General features: G+C 55.7%; 15 protein-coding genes and 1 pseudogene. 5 read left to right on the forward strand and 11 right to left on the reverse strand.

What is annotated here, in order from left to right; genetic code table 11:
* Window positions 1–630: 630 nt before the first annotated feature.
* Window positions 631–1,818 carry an alanine transaminase gene (gene alaC / locus FQ179_RS21200; protein WP_149399595.1) on the reverse strand — a complete coding sequence of 396 codons (1,188 nt, stop codon included), beginning with the start codon at window positions 1,816–1,818 and terminating at the stop codon, window positions 631–633.
* A gap of 139 nt (window positions 1,819–1,957) precedes the next feature.
* Between alaC and FQ179_RS21205 the strand changes: the two genes are divergently transcribed.
* From FQ179_RS21205 to pdxA, 4 genes are read left to right on the forward strand one after another with little or no spacing between them, the layout of a single operon-like run.
* The gene (locus FQ179_RS21205; protein WP_149399597.1) at window positions 1,958–2,404 is read left to right on the forward strand and encodes an Mth938-like domain-containing protein; all 447 of its coding nucleotides are present in this window, start codon (window positions 1,958–1,960) and stop codon (window positions 2,402–2,404) included.
* Window positions 2,401–2,868: a peroxiredoxin gene (locus FQ179_RS21210; RefSeq protein ID WP_149399599.1), complete on the forward strand. Its 468-nt coding sequence runs from the start codon at window positions 2,401–2,403 to the stop codon at window positions 2,866–2,868. The genes FQ179_RS21205 and FQ179_RS21210 overlap by 4 nt, the downstream gene beginning before the upstream one ends.
* 37 nt (window positions 2,869–2,905) lie before the next feature.
* Window positions 2,906–4,558, forward strand: a complete 1,653-nt coding sequence (locus FQ179_RS21215; protein ID WP_149399601.1) for a PhoH family protein — start codon at window positions 2,906–2,908, stop codon at window positions 4,556–4,558.
* Window positions 4,559–4,574: 16 nt separating this feature from the next.
* Window positions 4,575–5,576: a 4-hydroxythreonine-4-phosphate dehydrogenase PdxA gene (gene pdxA, locus FQ179_RS21220; protein ID WP_149399603.1), complete on the forward strand. Its 1,002-nt coding sequence runs from the start codon at window positions 4,575–4,577 to the stop codon at window positions 5,574–5,576.
* A 22-nt stretch (window positions 5,577–5,598) separates the two neighbouring features.
* Here the strand turns inward: pdxA and FQ179_RS21225 are convergent, their stop codons facing one another.
* The 10 genes and pseudogenes from FQ179_RS21225 to FQ179_RS21270 all read right to left on the reverse strand — a co-directional run.
* Window positions 5,599–6,972 (reverse strand): replicative DNA helicase, encoded by a 1,374-nt coding sequence (locus FQ179_RS21225; protein ID WP_149399928.1) that lies wholly within the window; start codon window positions 6,970–6,972, stop codon window positions 5,599–5,601.
* A 125-nt stretch (window positions 6,973–7,097) separates the two neighbouring features.
* Window positions 7,098–7,553, reverse strand: a complete 456-nt coding sequence (gene rplI, locus FQ179_RS21230; protein ID WP_149399605.1) for a 50S ribosomal protein L9 — start codon at window positions 7,551–7,553, stop codon at window positions 7,098–7,100.
* 16 nt (window positions 7,554–7,569) lie between these two features.
* Window positions 7,570–7,842: a 30S ribosomal protein S18 gene (gene rpsR / locus FQ179_RS21235; protein ID WP_149399607.1), complete on the reverse strand. Its 273-nt coding sequence runs from the start codon at window positions 7,840–7,842 to the stop codon at window positions 7,570–7,572.
* 92 nt (window positions 7,843–7,934) lie between these two features.
* Window positions 7,935–8,252 carry a primosomal replication protein N gene (gene priB / locus FQ179_RS21240; RefSeq protein ID WP_149399609.1) on the reverse strand — a complete coding sequence of 106 codons (318 nt, stop codon included), beginning with the start codon at window positions 8,250–8,252 and terminating at the stop codon, window positions 7,935–7,937.
* Between the two features lie 22 nt (window positions 8,253–8,274).
* Window positions 8,275–8,667 (reverse strand): 30S ribosomal protein S6, encoded by a 393-nt coding sequence (gene rpsF / locus FQ179_RS21245; RefSeq protein ID WP_149399611.1) that lies wholly within the window; start codon window positions 8,665–8,667, stop codon window positions 8,275–8,277.
* A gap of 227 nt (window positions 8,668–8,894) precedes the next feature.
* Window positions 8,895–9,722 (reverse strand): GTP cyclohydrolase FolE2, encoded by an 828-nt coding sequence (folE2, locus tag FQ179_RS21250; protein WP_149399613.1) that lies wholly within the window; start codon window positions 9,720–9,722, stop codon window positions 8,895–8,897.
* Between the two features lie 146 nt (window positions 9,723–9,868).
* A complete protein-coding gene (gene dxs / locus FQ179_RS21255) occupies window positions 9,869–11,722 on the reverse strand; it encodes a 1-deoxy-D-xylulose-5-phosphate synthase (protein WP_149399615.1) in 1,854 nt (617 codons plus the stop codon).
* A gap of 74 nt (window positions 11,723–11,796) precedes the next feature.
* On the reverse strand, window positions 11,797–12,711 hold the full coding sequence (locus tag FQ179_RS21260; protein ID WP_149399616.1) for a polyprenyl synthetase family protein: 915 nt from the start codon (window positions 12,709–12,711) through the stop codon (window positions 11,797–11,799).
* A 2-nt stretch (window positions 12,712–12,713) separates the two neighbouring features.
* On the reverse strand, window positions 12,714–12,989 hold the full coding sequence (locus tag FQ179_RS21265; protein ID WP_149399618.1) for an exodeoxyribonuclease VII small subunit: 276 nt from the start codon (window positions 12,987–12,989) through the stop codon (window positions 12,714–12,716).
* A gap of 564 nt (window positions 12,990–13,553) precedes the next feature.
* A pseudogene (locus tag FQ179_RS21270) lies at window positions 13,554–14,384 on the reverse strand (DMT family transporter); the annotation flags it as partial.
* Window positions 14,385–14,563: 179 nt separating this feature from the next.
* On the opposite strand from FQ179_RS21270, the gene htpX reads away from it, so the two are divergent.
* Window positions 14,564–15,445: a protease HtpX gene (gene htpX, locus FQ179_RS21275; RefSeq protein WP_149399620.1), complete on the forward strand. Its 882-nt coding sequence runs from the start codon at window positions 14,564–14,566 to the stop codon at window positions 15,443–15,445.
* Window positions 15,446–15,542 lie beyond the last annotated feature (97 nt).

Genomic DNA, 15,542 nt, shown 5'->3' on the forward strand with positions numbered 1-15,542 from the left:
TATCTACCTCCTTGCAGGGACGCGCCCGTCGGTAGGCGGTACCAGTGCAACGGAGCAGTAAGCTCGGCACAGCCTACACCTTGCACAACGCTGTACCCAACTTGCGCTACACAACCTGATAACCGAAAACGAAACCCACCACCTGCTACCTACAGCCCTAACCGCCTGTAACCAGCGCTGCAGGCTAGCCCCTTGAACGCTACGCAGTGGCACACCGCCAGGTTTCGCCACAATGCCGCCACACATAACAGAAATATTCCTTTGATAAGCGGCAAGGCTCAGAAGGCTTGCAGCCCACATTAACGCACAAGGTAGGGCTACCCCACCACTTGAACAGACCCCACCTGATAGTGGGCTTTTCTTGGTACAACGGGGGAACATTGGGACAGGTACACGCCGCGTGCCTGATTGACCAATTTTAATTCAAATCAGGCACTTAACCATCTGATTTCAAAGGTTAAACTCATTGATTGCATGGCCGCTCTCGTGTAAGATTACTCTTACTACATGATTTTCATGTAGTTTGATTAATTATTGTTCTTCTCCGTACCATTTCCCATAAAGACAAAACCCGCAAAGCCTTACGCCATGCGGGTTTCGGGGACTAACCTCTGATAGTTTTTATGGAGCTCATTTAGCTATACCATCCTTGCGGAACATGTCCTTGATGCCGCGCACCGCCTGGCGTGTGCGCTGTTCGTTTTCGATAAGGGCGAATCGGACATAATTGTCACCGTATTCGCCAAACCCGATCCCCGGAGACACAGCCACCTTGGCATCGGCCAGCAATCGCTTGGAAAATTCGAGCGAACCCAATTGCTCGTATGCTTCGGGGATTTTTGCCCAGATATACATGGATGCTTTGGGGATGTCGACCATCCAGCCGGCTTCATGCAAGCCTTTAGCCAGCACGTCGCGGCGGCGACGGTATAGTTCGACAACCTCGTTGACACAGTCTTGCGGGCCTTCGAGAGCTGCAATGGAAGCCACCTGTATAGGCGTGAACATGCCATAATCATGGTAGCTTTTGATGCGAGCCAGGGCATTGACGAGTTCGGCATTGCCCACCATAAAGCCCACGCGCCAGCCGGCCATGCTATAGCTTTTGCTCATGGTAAAAAATTCGACCGCCACATCGCGGGCACCTTCGACCTGCATGATGGATGGTGCCACATAGCCGTCAAAGGTGATATCGGCGTAGGCCAGGTCATGGACCACCAAAATATTGTGCTCGCGCGCCAACGCAACAATGCGTTCGAAAAACGACAGATCAACGCACTGCGCAGTGGGGTTGCTGGGAAAACCCAGAATCATCATTTTGGGCTTGGGTATGCATTCACGCACAGCCCGCTCGATTTCTTCGAAAAAGTCGATGCCAGGTGTCATGGGCACGGAGCGAATATTTGCGCCCGCTATGACGGCACCGTAAATATGGATGGGATAGCTGGGGTTAGGCACCAGCACGGTATCGCCGCGATCGAGCGTGGCCAGCATAAGGTGGGCCAGGCCTTCTTTGGAGCCAATGGTAACAATGGCTTCGGTGTCTGGGTCAATGTGAACGCCGTAGCGTCTTTCGTACCACCCTGATATTGCCTTGCGCAGACGCGGAATGCCTTTAGACACAGAATAACCATGCGTATTAGGGCGTGACGCCGCCTCAATGAGCTTATCGACGATATGCTGGGGCGTAGGGCTGTCGGGGTTGCCCATAGACATATCGATAATATCTTCGCCACGTCTTCGGGCCGCCATTTTTAATTCACCGGTTATATTGAATACATAGGGCGGCAAACGTTCTATGCGCGGAAACGAGGTCATGATGTTCCTTGGAGACGGCAATAAAGTTAAAGGGCAAATTCAGGCACAATCGACAAGTTTAATCCATCCTAAAAAAACGCGGAATCGACTTGATGTCATGATGTTTGCGCTATGATCGAACTGACTATAGGAGTTTTACGTGGAATTACGAAGCGAAGCCAATCCTGCGCTCAATACAATTACCGCCTATGGTTCGGGTTACGTCGAAATCAACGAGGTTGCCTACCGGCATCCGGTATATTTTGCGCCCGAGGGCGAGATACATGACTGGCCAGTAAGCAACGTCGACGACATCACAACCTCGACCTTGCGCGATATCGCGGGTGTGCCCAATGCCAAGGCCGACCCCATGGCATTTCTTGACGGCGCGCCAAACGTTTTGCCCGACGATGCTGCCGAAGTGCTAATTATTGGTACCGGAGAAAAGCAGCAGTTGCTGCCAGCGCATGTTATGGGGCCACTTTTACAGATGGGTATAGGTATTGAAGCCATGACCACACAGGCGGCAGCGCGTACCTATAATATTTTAATGTCCGAAGGACGACGCGTTGTGGTCGCCCTGATAACCCACCAGGAGGCCGTATGAGCCAGGTTACCCTTGGCAAAGCCATCCCGCCTTTCAAGGCTGTAAGCACCCATGGCGACATCAGCCTAGAAGGGCTGCGTGGGCATCTGGCCGTATTGTACTTTTACCCAAAAGACAATACACCGGGCTGCACCACCCAGGCACAAGATTTTCGCGACCGTTATCAAGAGTTCGTAGACACAGGTTGTCATATTATTGGCGTATCGCGTGACTCGCTCAAGTCGCATACAGGTTTTACTGACAAGCAAGAGCTGCCATTTCCGCTTATCTCTGACGACAGTGAAGCCCTATGCGAACTGTTTGGCGTCATGAAGCTAAAAAACATGTACGGCAAACAGGTACGCGGCATAGAGCGAAGCACCTTCCTCATCGACTCGCACGGGGTTCTGCTGCGCGAATGGCGCGGCGTACGCGTGCCCGGACACGTCGACGAAGTGCTGCAAACCGTTCGCGACAGCATCTGACACACACCTTACCCACACTGCCAGGAGCCCACACCCGATGCCGCTGCCACAGTTGCCTACCCGCATGGGAGACACGCTTTCAGCCGACTCCGTCCAGATCACGCTGGCCCAACCCGATGTACAAACCGCAGGCAACGATAGCCAGATCACCAAAGCAGCACCGCCCACGCCACCGGCGCGGGCTCGACAACAGCCCACATTGCCCCCGGCAGTCTCCGAGCCAGTTGCGCCTGCGTCTGTCACGACGGTAGTCAAAGCAAGTAGCCGCACCGCCAAAAAAACGCGGCTCGCCCAAGCAAAACGCAAACTGTTTGTACTCGACACCAATGTGTTGCTGCACGATTCCAACTGCCTGTTCAAGTTCGAAGAGCACGACATATTTTTGCCCATGATCGTGCTTGAAGAGCTTGATCATCAAAAAAAGGGTATGTCCGAAGTAGCGCGCAACGCACGCCAGGTCAGTCGGGCTCTCGACGGTCTCATCCAGGGCGTTACCGATCTTGACAATGGTGTAAACCTTGACGCCATCGGCAACCCCGAAGCTCTGGGCAACCTGCGACTCCAAACTAAGGCACTGCATTCCAAACTGCCTATCGAACTGCCCATGGGCAAGGCCGACAACGGCATTCTGATGGTGGTCCATGCCCTGAAAGACCTGTATCCGCGTCGCAAGGTTGTGCTGGTATCCAAAGATATCAACATGCGCCTTAAGGCCAGGTCACTGGGGCTGCTGGCTGAAGACTACCTTAACGATCATGTTCTTGACGACTCCGATCTTTTGTATGACGGCGTCATGCCTTTGCCTGACAACTTCTGGTCACGTCATGGAAAAGACGTAGAGTCATGGCAGCAGGGAGGCACAACGTATTATCGGGTCAAAGGGCCGCTGTGCTCTGAATTCATCGTCAATGAGTTCGTGTACTTCGAGGGCGAAATGTCCATGCAGGCCCAGGTTAAAGAGGTTACCGGAAAAAGCGCCGTACTCGCCACCCTGCGCGATTACAGTCACGGCAAGAACAACGTGTGGGGCATTACTGCACGCAACCGTGAGCAAAACTTTGCCCTGAACCTGCTCATGAACCCTGACTGCGATTTCGTGTCGCTGCTGGGCCAGGCAGGCACAGGTAAAACCTTGCTGGCACTGGCGGCTGGCCTGACGCAAACCCTTGAAACCAAACGCTACAACGAAATTATCATCACTCGCGCAACCGTACCGGTAGGCGATGACATTGGTTTCCTGCCCGGCACTGAAGAAGAAAAAATGCTGCCCTGGATGGGTGCACTCGAAGACAACCTCGAGGTACTGCACTTAGGCTCGGGCCCAAGTTCGGGTGACAACCCCGGCGACTTATCCAAGAACTCGACCATGGAGGTAATACGCTCCCGCATCAAGGTAAAGTCTCTTAACTTTATGCGTGGCCGTACTTTTCTCAACAAGTTTCTCATCATCGATGAGGCGCAGAACCTTACGCCAAAACAAATGAAAACCCTGGTCACCCGCGCTGGCCCAGGCACAAAAATCGTCTGTCTGGGCAATATTGCCCAGATCGATACCCCCTATCTCACCGAGGGCAGCTCAGGGCTTACTTACGTGGTCGACCGATTCAAGGGTTGGCCGCATTCAGGGCACATCACCTTGCAGCGCGGCGAAAGATCTCGACTGGCCGACTACGCCAGCGAGGCGCTATAGCTGCTCGGGCAAATCCATGCACGACAACAACTCGCCTCTTCCTGTAGGCTTTACCATGGGCGATGCGGCTGGCATCGGCCCTGAAATCATTGTCAAGCTTTTTTCGGCCGGCCTGCCTAAACCAGCGCTGGTGTATGGCGATGCCGGTGTGCTCGCCGCCACTATTGAGCAACTGGGCCTGGCGGCGGCGTTACACGTAGAAATCGTTAATGAGCCCTGCATGGCCAGCCAGCGTTCAGGCGTAATCCACGTATTAAATCGCTGGCAGGCCTTGCCAGAGGGAGTCACGCCCGGCCAACCTAACCCGCTTGCCGGACGAGGTGCCTATGAATATCTTTGCCATGCCATTGACGATGCCATGGCGGGTAAGCTGCGAGCCATCGTCACCGCGCCATTGAACAAGAAGACCATGCAGGCAGGCGGCGCCGATTACCCCGGTCATACAGAAATACTGGCCGAACGCACCCATACCAAGCATTACGCCATGATGCTCGCCAACCTTGAGTTGCGCGTTATTCTGGTCACCATACATGTACCACTCAGCGAGGTCAGCCGGTTGATTACCCCTGAAGCCGAACTGAACACCATCCGCCTGGCCTGGCAGGCCTGTCGTCAGGCCGGCATAAACAAACCTCGTGTCGCTGTCGCGGGCTTGAACCCGCATGCTGGCGAAGAGGGGCGTTTCGGCCGCGAAGACCTCGATATCATCGCACCGGCCATTGAAAAAGCCCGCACAGAGGGTATAGATGCCAGCGGCCCCTGGCCCGGTGATACCGTTTTCATGCGTGCCCGGCAAGGCGAGTTTGACATCGTCGTAGCGCAATACCACGACCAGGGCCTTATCCCCGTTAAGTATATGGGGCTGGATCAGGGCGTTAATGTAACGGTAGGCCTGCCGTTTGTACGCACCAGCGTTGACCATGGCACGGCCTTTGACATCGCCGGACGCGGCATTGCCGACCCGGCCTCATTGCGGGCGGCGTATGACCTTGCCTTGGCGATGGCACGCCCCACGTAGGGGCATTAAGCCCAACCCTGTGCTAGCGCATACCGCCCTGAGTATAGTTCAGGAAGCGGGTGCTGGCACCCTGGAAGGTAAGTCGCACGCTGCCGATAGGGCCGTTACGCTGCTTGCCGATAATAATCTCGGCCGTACCTTTATCGGGAGAATCGGGGTTGTACACCTCGTCGCGATAGATAAACAGAATCAGGTCGGCGTCCTGTTCGATAGCGCCTGATTCACGCAAGTCACTCATGACGGGGCGCTTGTTGGGTCGTTGCTCCAGGCTGCGATTAAGCTGCGATAGCGCGATGAGCGGGCAGTTAAGTTCTTTGGCCAGGCTTTTGAGCGACCGACTGATCTCTGATATTTCGGTAGCCCGGTTTTCACCTCCCGAATTGCCCGACATCAGCTGCATATAGTCAATAATAATGAGGCCCAGCTGGCCACACTGGCGCGCCAACCTACGGGACCTGGCCCGCACTTCCATAGACGTAAGTGCGGGTGTTTCATCGATGTATATTTGTGCCTCTTGCACCTGCTGTACGGCATGGGTAAGGCGTGGCCAGTCATCAGCCGTAAGCTTGCCGGTACGCATGCGATGCTGATCCAGCATGCCTACAGAACCCACCATACGCATGGCCAGTTGCACTGCCCCCATTTCCATGGAAAACACCGCCACGGGCAGCCCTTGCTCAATAGCAACGTGCTCGCCGATATTCATTGAAAATGACGTTTTCCCCATGGAAGGCCGGCCAGCCACGATGACGAGGTCGCCGGGCTGCAACCCGGAGGTCATTCGGTCAAGGTCGTTGAAACCCGTCGGCACACCCGTGATATCAGAGTCGCCTTCACGATGGTAAAGCTCGTCAATACGCTCCACCACCTGACTGAGCAGCGGCTGAATATCCTGAAAACCTGTGGTGCCTCTGGCGCCCTCTTGGGAAATTTGAAACACACGAGACTCGGCTTCATCGAGCAGTTGCCTGGCTTCTTTACCTTGCGGGTTGAAGGCTGCTGCCGAGATCTCGTCGGCCACGCTGACCAGCTTGCGCAGCATGGAGCGTTCACGCACAATTTCGGCGTAGCGCCGGATGTTTGCCGCTGACGGTGTGTTGTGGGCCAATGCATTAAGATAAGCCAGCCCGCCCACCTCTTCAGACTTGCCGGCGCTGGCAAGTGACTCGTTCACGGTTACCACATCGGCCGGCCGCGCCAGGCTGATAAGGCGCGCAATATGCTGCCAGATTATCTTGTGGTCAAATCGGTAAAAGTCGTCATCGCCAAGTACGTCGGTAATGCGATCAAAGGCGGCGTTATCCAGCAGCAGCCCGCCCAGCACTGACTGTTCTGCCTCAACCGAGTGGGGAGGCACACGCAGATAATCAAGCTGCGGATCGATAGTTTTTTGCATGGTGTCCAAGTGAAGACTCCGGTACTGCCTGGATAAAAATAAAAAAGCCGGCTTGCGCCGGCTTTCAGAGCCACTGGGCGCGAAATACATCCATTGAAGAATGTACCACGCGAGGCAGTCGGCTTTTAGACCATTTCGCCCTGTACAACCACACTGATATCGCTGTTTACGTCAGCGTGCAGCACAAGATGTACAGTGTATTCGCCAACAGCTTTCAAAGGGCCGTCAGGCAGGCGGACCTGTGATTTTTCGACAGTATCAAAGCCTTCTTTACGCAGCGCTTCGACGATGTCCATGCTGGTAACCGAACCAAACAGACGACCATCAACACCCGCTTTTTGCGCAACGGTGAAGGTTTTGCCTTCAAGGCGGCCAGCGACTGCCTGAGCAGCAGCCAGTTTTTCAGCCTGAAGCTTTTCAAGTTCGGCACGACGGGCCTCGAACTCTTTCAGGGCCACGTCGGTAGCACGACGGGCGATTTTCTTGGGGATCAGGTAGTTACGAGCATAACCATTGCGAACACGCACGACCTCACCGAGATCACCCAGATTTGTGACTTTTTCGAGCAGAATAATTTGCATGACGATAGGCCCCGGATTATTTGTGGTTATCGGTGTAAGGCAACAAAGCCAGGAAGCGCGAACGCTTGATGGCAGTGTCGAGCTGACGCTGGTAATGCGCCTTGGTACCAGTTAGGCGGGCAGGAATGATCTTGCCGTTTTCCTGGATGAAATCGCGCAGTGTGTCGAGATCTTTGTAATCGATTTCGCCAACATTGGCCGCGGTGAAGCGGCAGAATTTACGGCGCTTGAACAGAGGGTTCTGTTGCCCGAACTTGCGTTTCTCTTTGGTTTTTTTGAAGAAAGCCATAATGTGCCTCTTTAACGCCCAGGCCTTGCCTGAGCCAAATTTTTAATGCGCTGACTGATGAAGCCTGCGCCCTGGTATGTCATGAATCTTTACTAAACAACAGCGCTTGCGCCGCCGGCAAAAACCCTGTCTGCCTGCTGTATATGCAACACCACTTTGTTGGAGCCTTTGCGCGCCGGGGCTAAAAAGCCCTCAATGCTCAAAGATGCCCCCAAGGGCGTGTCAGACAGCAGTAATGCGATGTCTCCGAGTGCCACAGCCGAAAGTACCAATTCGATCCGGCGAGTATGGCCGGCCTCAAGAACTTCTGACTCGTGCTCTAGCAGCATTTCAACTGCCGGCAGGCCCGCCGGTGTATACCGAAGCGGCCTGACCTCAAGCGCCGTAGCAGTTATTTGCAGCTGGTTCACAGTTGGCCCGGAGCCTTGCGCATTATGACTCGCTGGTTGTTGCTGCTGCAGGTGTTGTTGTCGTTTCGGCACTTGCCTTGCGGGCTTCTTCGCGCTCTACCGACTTCATCATGATCGAAGGCTCAACGTGGGCCTTTGATGTTTTGCTGATGAGGTGACGCAAAATTGCATCGTTGTAACGGAAAGAATGCTCGAGCTCATCAAGTACGGGCTGGCCGCATTCGATGTTCATGCATACATAGTGGGCTTTGACCAGCTTTTGAATGGGGTAAGCCAGTTGACGACGGCCCCAGTCTTCGAGGCGATGGATCTGGCCACCATTGCTGGTGACGGCGGCTTGATAGCGCTCGATCATGGCGGGCACTTGCTCGCTTTGATCGGGATGCACAATAAACACTACTTCGTAGTGGCGCATAAACTACACTCCTTGTGGATATCTTGCGACACGGTTGTGCTGCAAGGGGCAGCCCGCCCACACTTGGCAAAACGCCAGGCGCAAGTCGAGCAGGAAACCATTGATATTAGCATTTTTACGGTGCTACCCGCAAGCAGGCCGTGACATGCCTGTGTATCGGCTGCTACCCGATATGCCCGCGCCACAGCCCACTTAGGGTGGCCTGCGGCATCAGACTTGATCGTCGACTAACCTTCTACCACCGCATAGGCAGAGTGGTTATGAATGGATTCGAAATTTTCGGCAACCACACGAAAACGTTGCACCCCCGCCATTTGTTTGAGCTGACCGGCCACATCGCGCACCAAGTCTTCGACAAATTTGGGGTTTTCGTAGGCACGTTCGGTCACGTATTTTTCGTCGGTGCGCTTGAGCAGGCCCCACAGCTCGCACGATGCCTGCTTTTCGACTGACTTGATAAGCCCGTCAAGATCAACATGGGCGGGGTCATCAAACATGGCACTGACGGTTACGTGCGAACGCTGATTATGCGCGCCGTAGTCTGAGATGGCCTTGGAGCATGGGCACAAACTGGTGACTGGCACCTGCACTGACAGCTCAAATTCTACTGACCCCGGCGCTGCTTGCTCGGCGTCCTGTGCCACTTGAGCCTTGGCCGTCCAGGTCACTTCGTAATCCATGAGGCTGGCAACCCCAGACACGGGGGCAATCTTATTGATGAAATACGCGAAGGATGCGGAGATGTCGCCTTTTTCTGCGTTGAGCAAAGGCAGCATGGCCTGTGCCATATCGCAAAACAAGACCGGCGTCATGGCTTGCCTGCGGTATTGCTCGAGCAGCGCAACAAACCGCGACATGTGCGTGCCTTTTTCAGAGGCCGGTAATGCGACGGTCATTTCCCAATTTGCAACCGTAGGCTGTGTTTCGCCTGCGGCCGCAATAAGCATGGGATGGCGCACACCACGGACCCCCACACGCTCAATCGCAATATGACGCACATCGACACTGCTTTGCACATCGGGCATGGCAACGGCGGAGTCAATCAGAATATTCATAACAACAACCTATATGGCGCGCTGGCAAAACTGCTCGCCGCTTTAAATTTGAAAACAGTAAATTATGCGGTACTACTGCACCGCATAACCCCATACCCCTTGATGGGATCATCGCAATAGTTTATCGACTGCAGAAAAAAGAATCATTACGCATGAAACCGCGCGCGAATGGCACGCTCAATGCCATCGGCATCAAGACCGAGCTCTGCCAGTATGGTTGCCTGGTCGCCATGATCGACAAAAAGGTCTGGCAAGCCCAGCATTAGCACCGGCAGGGCCAGCGCCTGTGCACTGAAGTACTCAAGCACAGCACTGCCACCACTACCCATGATGGCAGCCTCTTCGACCGTAACAAACTGCTGGTGTGTCTGGACAAGCTGAGACAGCAGTTGCTCATCAAGCGGCTTGACGAAACGCATGTCGACCACTGTGGCATCCAGGCGCTCGCCGGCCTCAAGCGCAGGGGCAAGCAAGGTGCCAAATGCCAGAATTGCTATGCCCTTGCCCTCACGCCGCAACACGGCTTTACCAACCTCAACACCTTCCAGGCCGGGCTGCACGTCGGCACCAACGCCCGCACCGCGCGGGTACCGTACGGAGGCCGGACCCGCATGACGGTAGCACGTACTTAACAATAACCGGGTTTCGTTTTCGTCGGAAGGCGTTGCCACCACCATGTTCGGAATGCAGCGCAGGTAGGCGATGTCATAGTTGCCGGCATGTGTCGCGCCGTCGGCACCCACAATGCCCGCACGATCGAGCGCGAAGGTGACATCCAGGTTTTGCAGCGCCACATCGTGAATAAGCTGGTCGTAGCCCCGCTGCAGAAACGTCGAGTAGATGGCCACCACCGGCTTCTGACCCTCACAGGCCAGGCCGGCTGCAAAAGTGACGGCATGCTGCTCGGCGATACCGACATCAAAGTATCGTTTTGGAAACGTCTGTTCAAACTCAACCATGCCGCTACCCTCACGCATGGCGGGCGTAATGCCGACCAGCCGCTCATCGGTGGCTGCCATGTCGCAAAGCCAGCGCCCAAACACTTGCGTGAACGTGACCCGCACAGGTTTGGTCGACTTCTGAATACCGATACTTGGGTCAAACTTGCCCGGACCATGGTATAGCACCGGGTCAGCCTCAGCCAGTTTGTAGCCCTGACCTTTGCGGGTTACCACATGCAAAAACTGAAGACCGCCCAGCGCCTTGAGGTTTTCTAGCGTGGGAACCAAGGCGTCGAGGTCATGACCATCAATAGGCCCGACGTAATTAAAGCCCAGCTCTTCGAAGAGCGTGGCGGGCGACACGAGCCCCTTGGCATGCCCCTCAAAGCGACGGGCAAGTTCGAGCATAGGCGGCACATGTGACAGAACCGCACGCCCCACATTTTTGGCCTTTGCGTAAAACTGGCCTGAAAGCAACCTGGCCAGATATCGGTTAAGCGCCCCCACAGGCGGCGAGATCGACATGTCATTGTCATTGAGCACCACCAACATGTTGATGCCCGGCGTGACACCAGCATTGTTGAGTGCTTCGAAGGCCATACCGGCCGTCATGGCTCCATCGCCGATGACAGCTATATGCTGGCGATGTGTGCCGGTATTGCGCGACGCCACCGCCATGCCAAGCACGGCGGAGATGGAGGTGGATGAATGCGCGGTGCCAAATGCATCGTACTCAGACTCACAGCGCCGCGGAAAGCCTGAAATACCGTCTTTCTGGCGTAACGTCGACATGCGTTCACGACGGCCAGTAAGTATTTTGTGAGGATACGACTGATGCCCCACGTCCCATACAATGCGGTCATGCGGCGTATCAAACACACTGTGAAGCGCAATAGTGAGCTCCACCGTTCCCAGATTGGACGACAAATGGCCGCCCGTTTTCGAAACCGAATTCAGGACGAACTCACGCAATTGCACGGCAATTTCTTTGAGCTCGTCACGATCGAGCGTACGCAGATCGGCTGGCGAGTTAATGGTTTCGAGCGAGACGTTAGTCATACAGATAGTTGTCAATGGTCAAGGGCGTCGCGAAGCCTTCACGATAACAGCAAGCGCGGCGCGTTGAAACAGGGTCAGCGGTCGCGCCCTACGATATAGTCTGCAATACAGGCCAGACGCCCTGCTGCGGGCCCCAGGGGCAACAACGCGGCATGGGCTTGCTCGTGCAGTGACTTGAGCAGTTCTCGGGAGCCCTCAAGCCCCAGAATGGATACATAAGTAGGTTTATTGCCGGCGGCATCCTTGCCCGCCGTTTTACCCAGTGTAGCGGTATCAGCAGTGACGTCGAGAATGTCATCCACGATCTGGAAAGCAAGACCAACCGCCGACGCGTAGGTTTCGAGCCCCTGGCGTGCCGCAGACCCGGCGCCCGCCACAATGCCTCCCAACAATACGCTGGCTTCGAGCATGGCACCCGTTTTCATGCTGTGCATCTGACGCAACTGCTCGACCGACAAAGCCTGGCCAACACTGCTGCAATCAATGGCTTGACCACCAACCATACCGAGACTACCGGCGGAGCGCGCCAGCAACTGGGTAGCCTGAACAATGAGCGCAGGCGCAATGGGCATAAGACCGACCAGCTCGAAAGCAAGAGGCTGAAGTGCATCGCCTGCAAGCATGGCGGTGGCCTCGTCAAACTGCACATGCACCGTAGGGCGCCCGCGCCTCAGGGCGTCATCGTCCATGCACGGCAGATCGTCATGAACCAATGAATAAGCATGAACCAGCTCAACCGCCGCGGCAGCATGATCCAGAGCGATAACCTGCGCGGATGCCGCCGTACCTGACTGAAGCGAAGCCTCACCCGCCGCATACACAAGCGCAGCCCGCACCCGCTTGCCACCCCCCAGCACCGCGTAACGCATGGCTTCATGCAAGTGCACGGGCACCGCTGACGCAGGCGGCAAAAACTGGTCAAGCACAGTTTCGATATGCTGAATGCGGTCGTCGAGCCAGCCTGGAAAATCAATAGATTGACGCCCCATGCCTAGCCTTCGTCGCCCGCTGCGCCCGAAAACGGCTGGAGGAGGTTTTCTTGCAGCACTTTTACCTGCTGTTCGGCCTGATCAAGCCGACGCTGGCAGATGCGCGTTAACGCCACGCCTTTTTCATAGGCGGCCAGAGACTGCTCCAGCGGCAAGCTGCCATTTTCCATCTGCGCGACAAGCGCCTCAAGCTGGGCGAGTGCCGTTTCGAAATCTTGCGGCAGCCCCGCCTCATTGTCTTCGGCCCCCTCCAGGGGCGCCGGTGTGGTGTCATTCATGGATAGAATCCGGAAAAGTAGGCGCACGGCAAACCGCTGCGCTTTTATAAATGCTGACCGAATTGTACGAGATGCAGACGCGGGCCATCGTAACACTGTGTCGGCCGTGGCCGGCAATAGGCTTGCCCACGCCTAATCCCTTCGAAAAAAACGCGATAAAACCGCTGGTTAATGTGATTTTTCAGCGGCCAAACCGTTAACTTGCCCGCCCGACGCTGTCAGGTGTTTTGATTGCTTACCCTCGACTCCGTCGAAAAAGCTGTGCTCCGCTTGGGTTCCGACAACGCTGGCGGACACGGCATCATCTGTGTGGTGCACTTCGGTCCATGTGGGAGAGGCCGGGGCTGGTCCGGCCGCTGTGGGAAGTTCGGCTTTCTGGCTGCCTGCTCCCTGTTGCGGCGCAGGCGGCTTCTGCGATGCCAGCGGCTCTTGCATTGGGTCAGACACTGGCTGTGCAGGCGCAGCCTGCTCTTTGTCGGCTTCGTGCCCAGGTTTTAGCCGTTGCTGTGTTTTGCCGCCGCTTTGCAAAATGGTTTCGCTGCGTATGATCCGGTCTTCACTATACGTGCGCCAAATTGACAACAAGCCCGAAGCAATAATAAGGGCCATGCCAGCCCATGCAATGATATCTGGGTATGTACCCCAAAAGATAATGCCCAACACTGCAGCAAATATAATTGTGGTGTACTGCAATGCGGCAGTGAGCAAGGCCGAGCCCAGGCCAAATGCGCGTGTCATGGCCAGTTGACCGACCAGCCCCAGCACGCCAACCCCTACGAGCGCCAGCCAGCCGAACAGGCTTAAGGGTTGCCAGCCTTCAATGGCCACACCCGAGGCACCCGTGATGCAGACACAACACGAAAAGATAAATACCGTACGCCATATCGGCTCGCCAACGCGACCCAGTTCTCGGATCTGCATCATGGCCATGGCACCAAGAGCACCGGCCCCCAAACCAGTCAGGGCCGCCAGGAAATTGTCCCGTTCTACACTGGGCCGCAGCACGGCGAGCACGCCGAAAAAACCCAATGTGACGGCAAGAATACGCACCGGATCACGCTGCGAACCGCCCCACACCAGCATCCAGCCTGCAATAAACAGTGGCGCCGTATAGTTAAGACTGATGGCGGTAGACAGAGGGAGATGGGAGATGGCAAAAAACCCCATCCACATCGAAGTGATGCCCGCTACGTTACGCCAGAGATGTAGTCGCCAGCTTGACGGAACCAGACTGCGGCGTGTGGATGCCGTCCAGAACAGAATAAGCAAGACGGAGGGGATTCCGCGAAACAGAATGACGTGCGGCAACGACGCCCCAGCATCAGCGGCAACTTTTACACAGGCCCCCATGCCCGCGAACATGGCACTTGCCAATAACATCCACAACGACTGCATGTCGACCAACCAGATCGGTAATCAGAATGAAGCCGTTACTATACTCTTTTGAACGACCTTAACCTGCATCATTGCTTTAAAATTGCACCCCCGCCCCCATATAACAACACGGCGCGTTACTCGCGCCCGCTATTAACCAACACTTTAGATACAAGCCCTTACTTTAGAAACCTACCCATATGAAACGCATTGCACTGTTCCTGCTAACCAACATTGCCGTCCTGGTGGTGCTCAGCGCATCCATGAATATCCTGGGCGTTGGCCGGTTTCTGACCGCCAACGGCCTCGACCTCAATCAGTTGCTGGTGTTTTCAATCATATTGGGCTTTGCCGGCTCAATTATTTCTTTGCTGATCAGCAAATGGATGGCCAAGCGGTCTACCGGCGCACGTGTCATTGATCCGCAGCACCCGGCCAATGCCCGCGAGGCATGGCTGGTCGACACCGTGCATCAACTGGCCGACCGCGCCGGTATTGGTCGCCCCGAAGTGGCCATCTATGAAGGTGCGCCCAACGCCTTTGCCACCGGCGCCAACCGCAACAATGCACTGGTTGCAGTATCCACCGGCCTGCTCGAAAGCATGACCGAGGCAGAGGTTTCTGCGGTACTGGGCCACGAAGTGGCGCACGTTGCCAACGGCGACATGATTACGCTTACCCTCATTCAGGGCGTGGTCAACACCTTTGTCGTGTTTTTTGCCCGAGTGGTAGGCTACTTTGTTGACCGGGCCATTTTCAAGACCGAGCGCGGGGTTGGCATGGGCTACTACATTACCGTTATTGCCTGCGAGCTGCTCTTTGGCGTGCTTGCATCAATTATTGTCGCGTGGTTTTCACGTCAGCGCGAATATAGAGCCGATGCTGGCTCAGCACATCTGCTCGGGTCACGCGAGCCCATGATCCATGCGCTCGCCCGGTTGGGCGGGCTAGAATCCGGCGACCTTCCCAAGTCATTTGAAGCCTCGGGCATTTCTGGCGGGTCGGCCATTGCTGCGCTGTTCAATACCCACCCTCCCATACCCGCTCGCATACATGCGCTGCAGGTAGCGCAAAGCGTCTAACACGACGTACCGACGCGGGCCAGACAAGCCTGGTGGTTTGCTGGCCCGCCCCCACCCCTCAGTACATTTCAGTGCCTGCATCCCGCCGCGGATGCAG

The sequence above is a fragment of the Pusillimonas sp. ANT_WB101 genome, assembly GCF_008369125.1.
GTDB lineage: Bacteria > Pseudomonadota > Gammaproteobacteria > Burkholderiales > Burkholderiaceae_B > Allopusillimonas.

Excerpts from the sequence above, each read along its gene's own strand:
- alaC (WP_149399595.1), bottom strand. The coding sequence starts at position 1,818 with ATGACCTCGTTTCCGCGCATAGAACGTTTGCCGCCCTATGTATTCAAT.
- FQ179_RS21265 (WP_149399618.1), bottom strand. The coding sequence starts at position 12,989 with ATGAATGACACCACACCGGCGCCCCTGGAGGGGGCCGAAGACAATGAG.
- rplI (WP_149399605.1), bottom strand. The coding sequence starts at position 7,553 with ATGCAAATTATTCTGCTCGAAAAAGTCACAAATCTGGGTGATCTCGGT.
- FQ179_RS21225 (WP_149399928.1), bottom strand. The coding sequence starts at position 6,972 with ATGCAAAAAACTATCGATCCGCAGCTTGATTATCTGCGTGTGCCTCCC.
- pdxA (WP_149399603.1), top strand. The coding sequence starts at position 4,575 with ATGCACGACAACAACTCGCCTCTTCCTGTAGGCTTTACCATGGGCGAT.
- FQ179_RS21210 (WP_149399599.1), top strand. The coding sequence starts at position 2,401 with ATGAGCCAGGTTACCCTTGGCAAAGCCATCCCGCCTTTCAAGGCTGTA.
- rpsR (WP_149399607.1), bottom strand. The coding sequence starts at position 7,842 with ATGGCTTTCTTCAAAAAAACCAAAGAGAAACGCAAGTTCGGGCAACAG.
- folE2 (WP_149399613.1), bottom strand. The coding sequence starts at position 9,722 with ATGAATATTCTGATTGACTCCGCCGTTGCCATGCCCGATGTGCAAAGC.
- rpsF (WP_149399611.1), bottom strand. The coding sequence starts at position 8,667 with ATGCGCCACTACGAAGTAGTGTTTATTGTGCATCCCGATCAAAGCGAG.
- dxs (WP_149399615.1), bottom strand. The coding sequence starts at position 11,722 with ATGACTAACGTCTCGCTCGAAACCATTAACTCGCCAGCCGATCTGCGT.
- FQ179_RS21215 (WP_149399601.1), top strand. The coding sequence starts at position 2,906 with ATGCCGCTGCCACAGTTGCCTACCCGCATGGGAGACACGCTTTCAGCC.
- htpX (WP_149399620.1), top strand. The coding sequence starts at position 14,564 with ATGAAACGCATTGCACTGTTCCTGCTAACCAACATTGCCGTCCTGGTG.
- FQ179_RS21260 (WP_149399616.1), bottom strand. The coding sequence starts at position 12,711 with ATGGGGCGTCAATCTATTGATTTTCCAGGCTGGCTCGACGACCGCATT.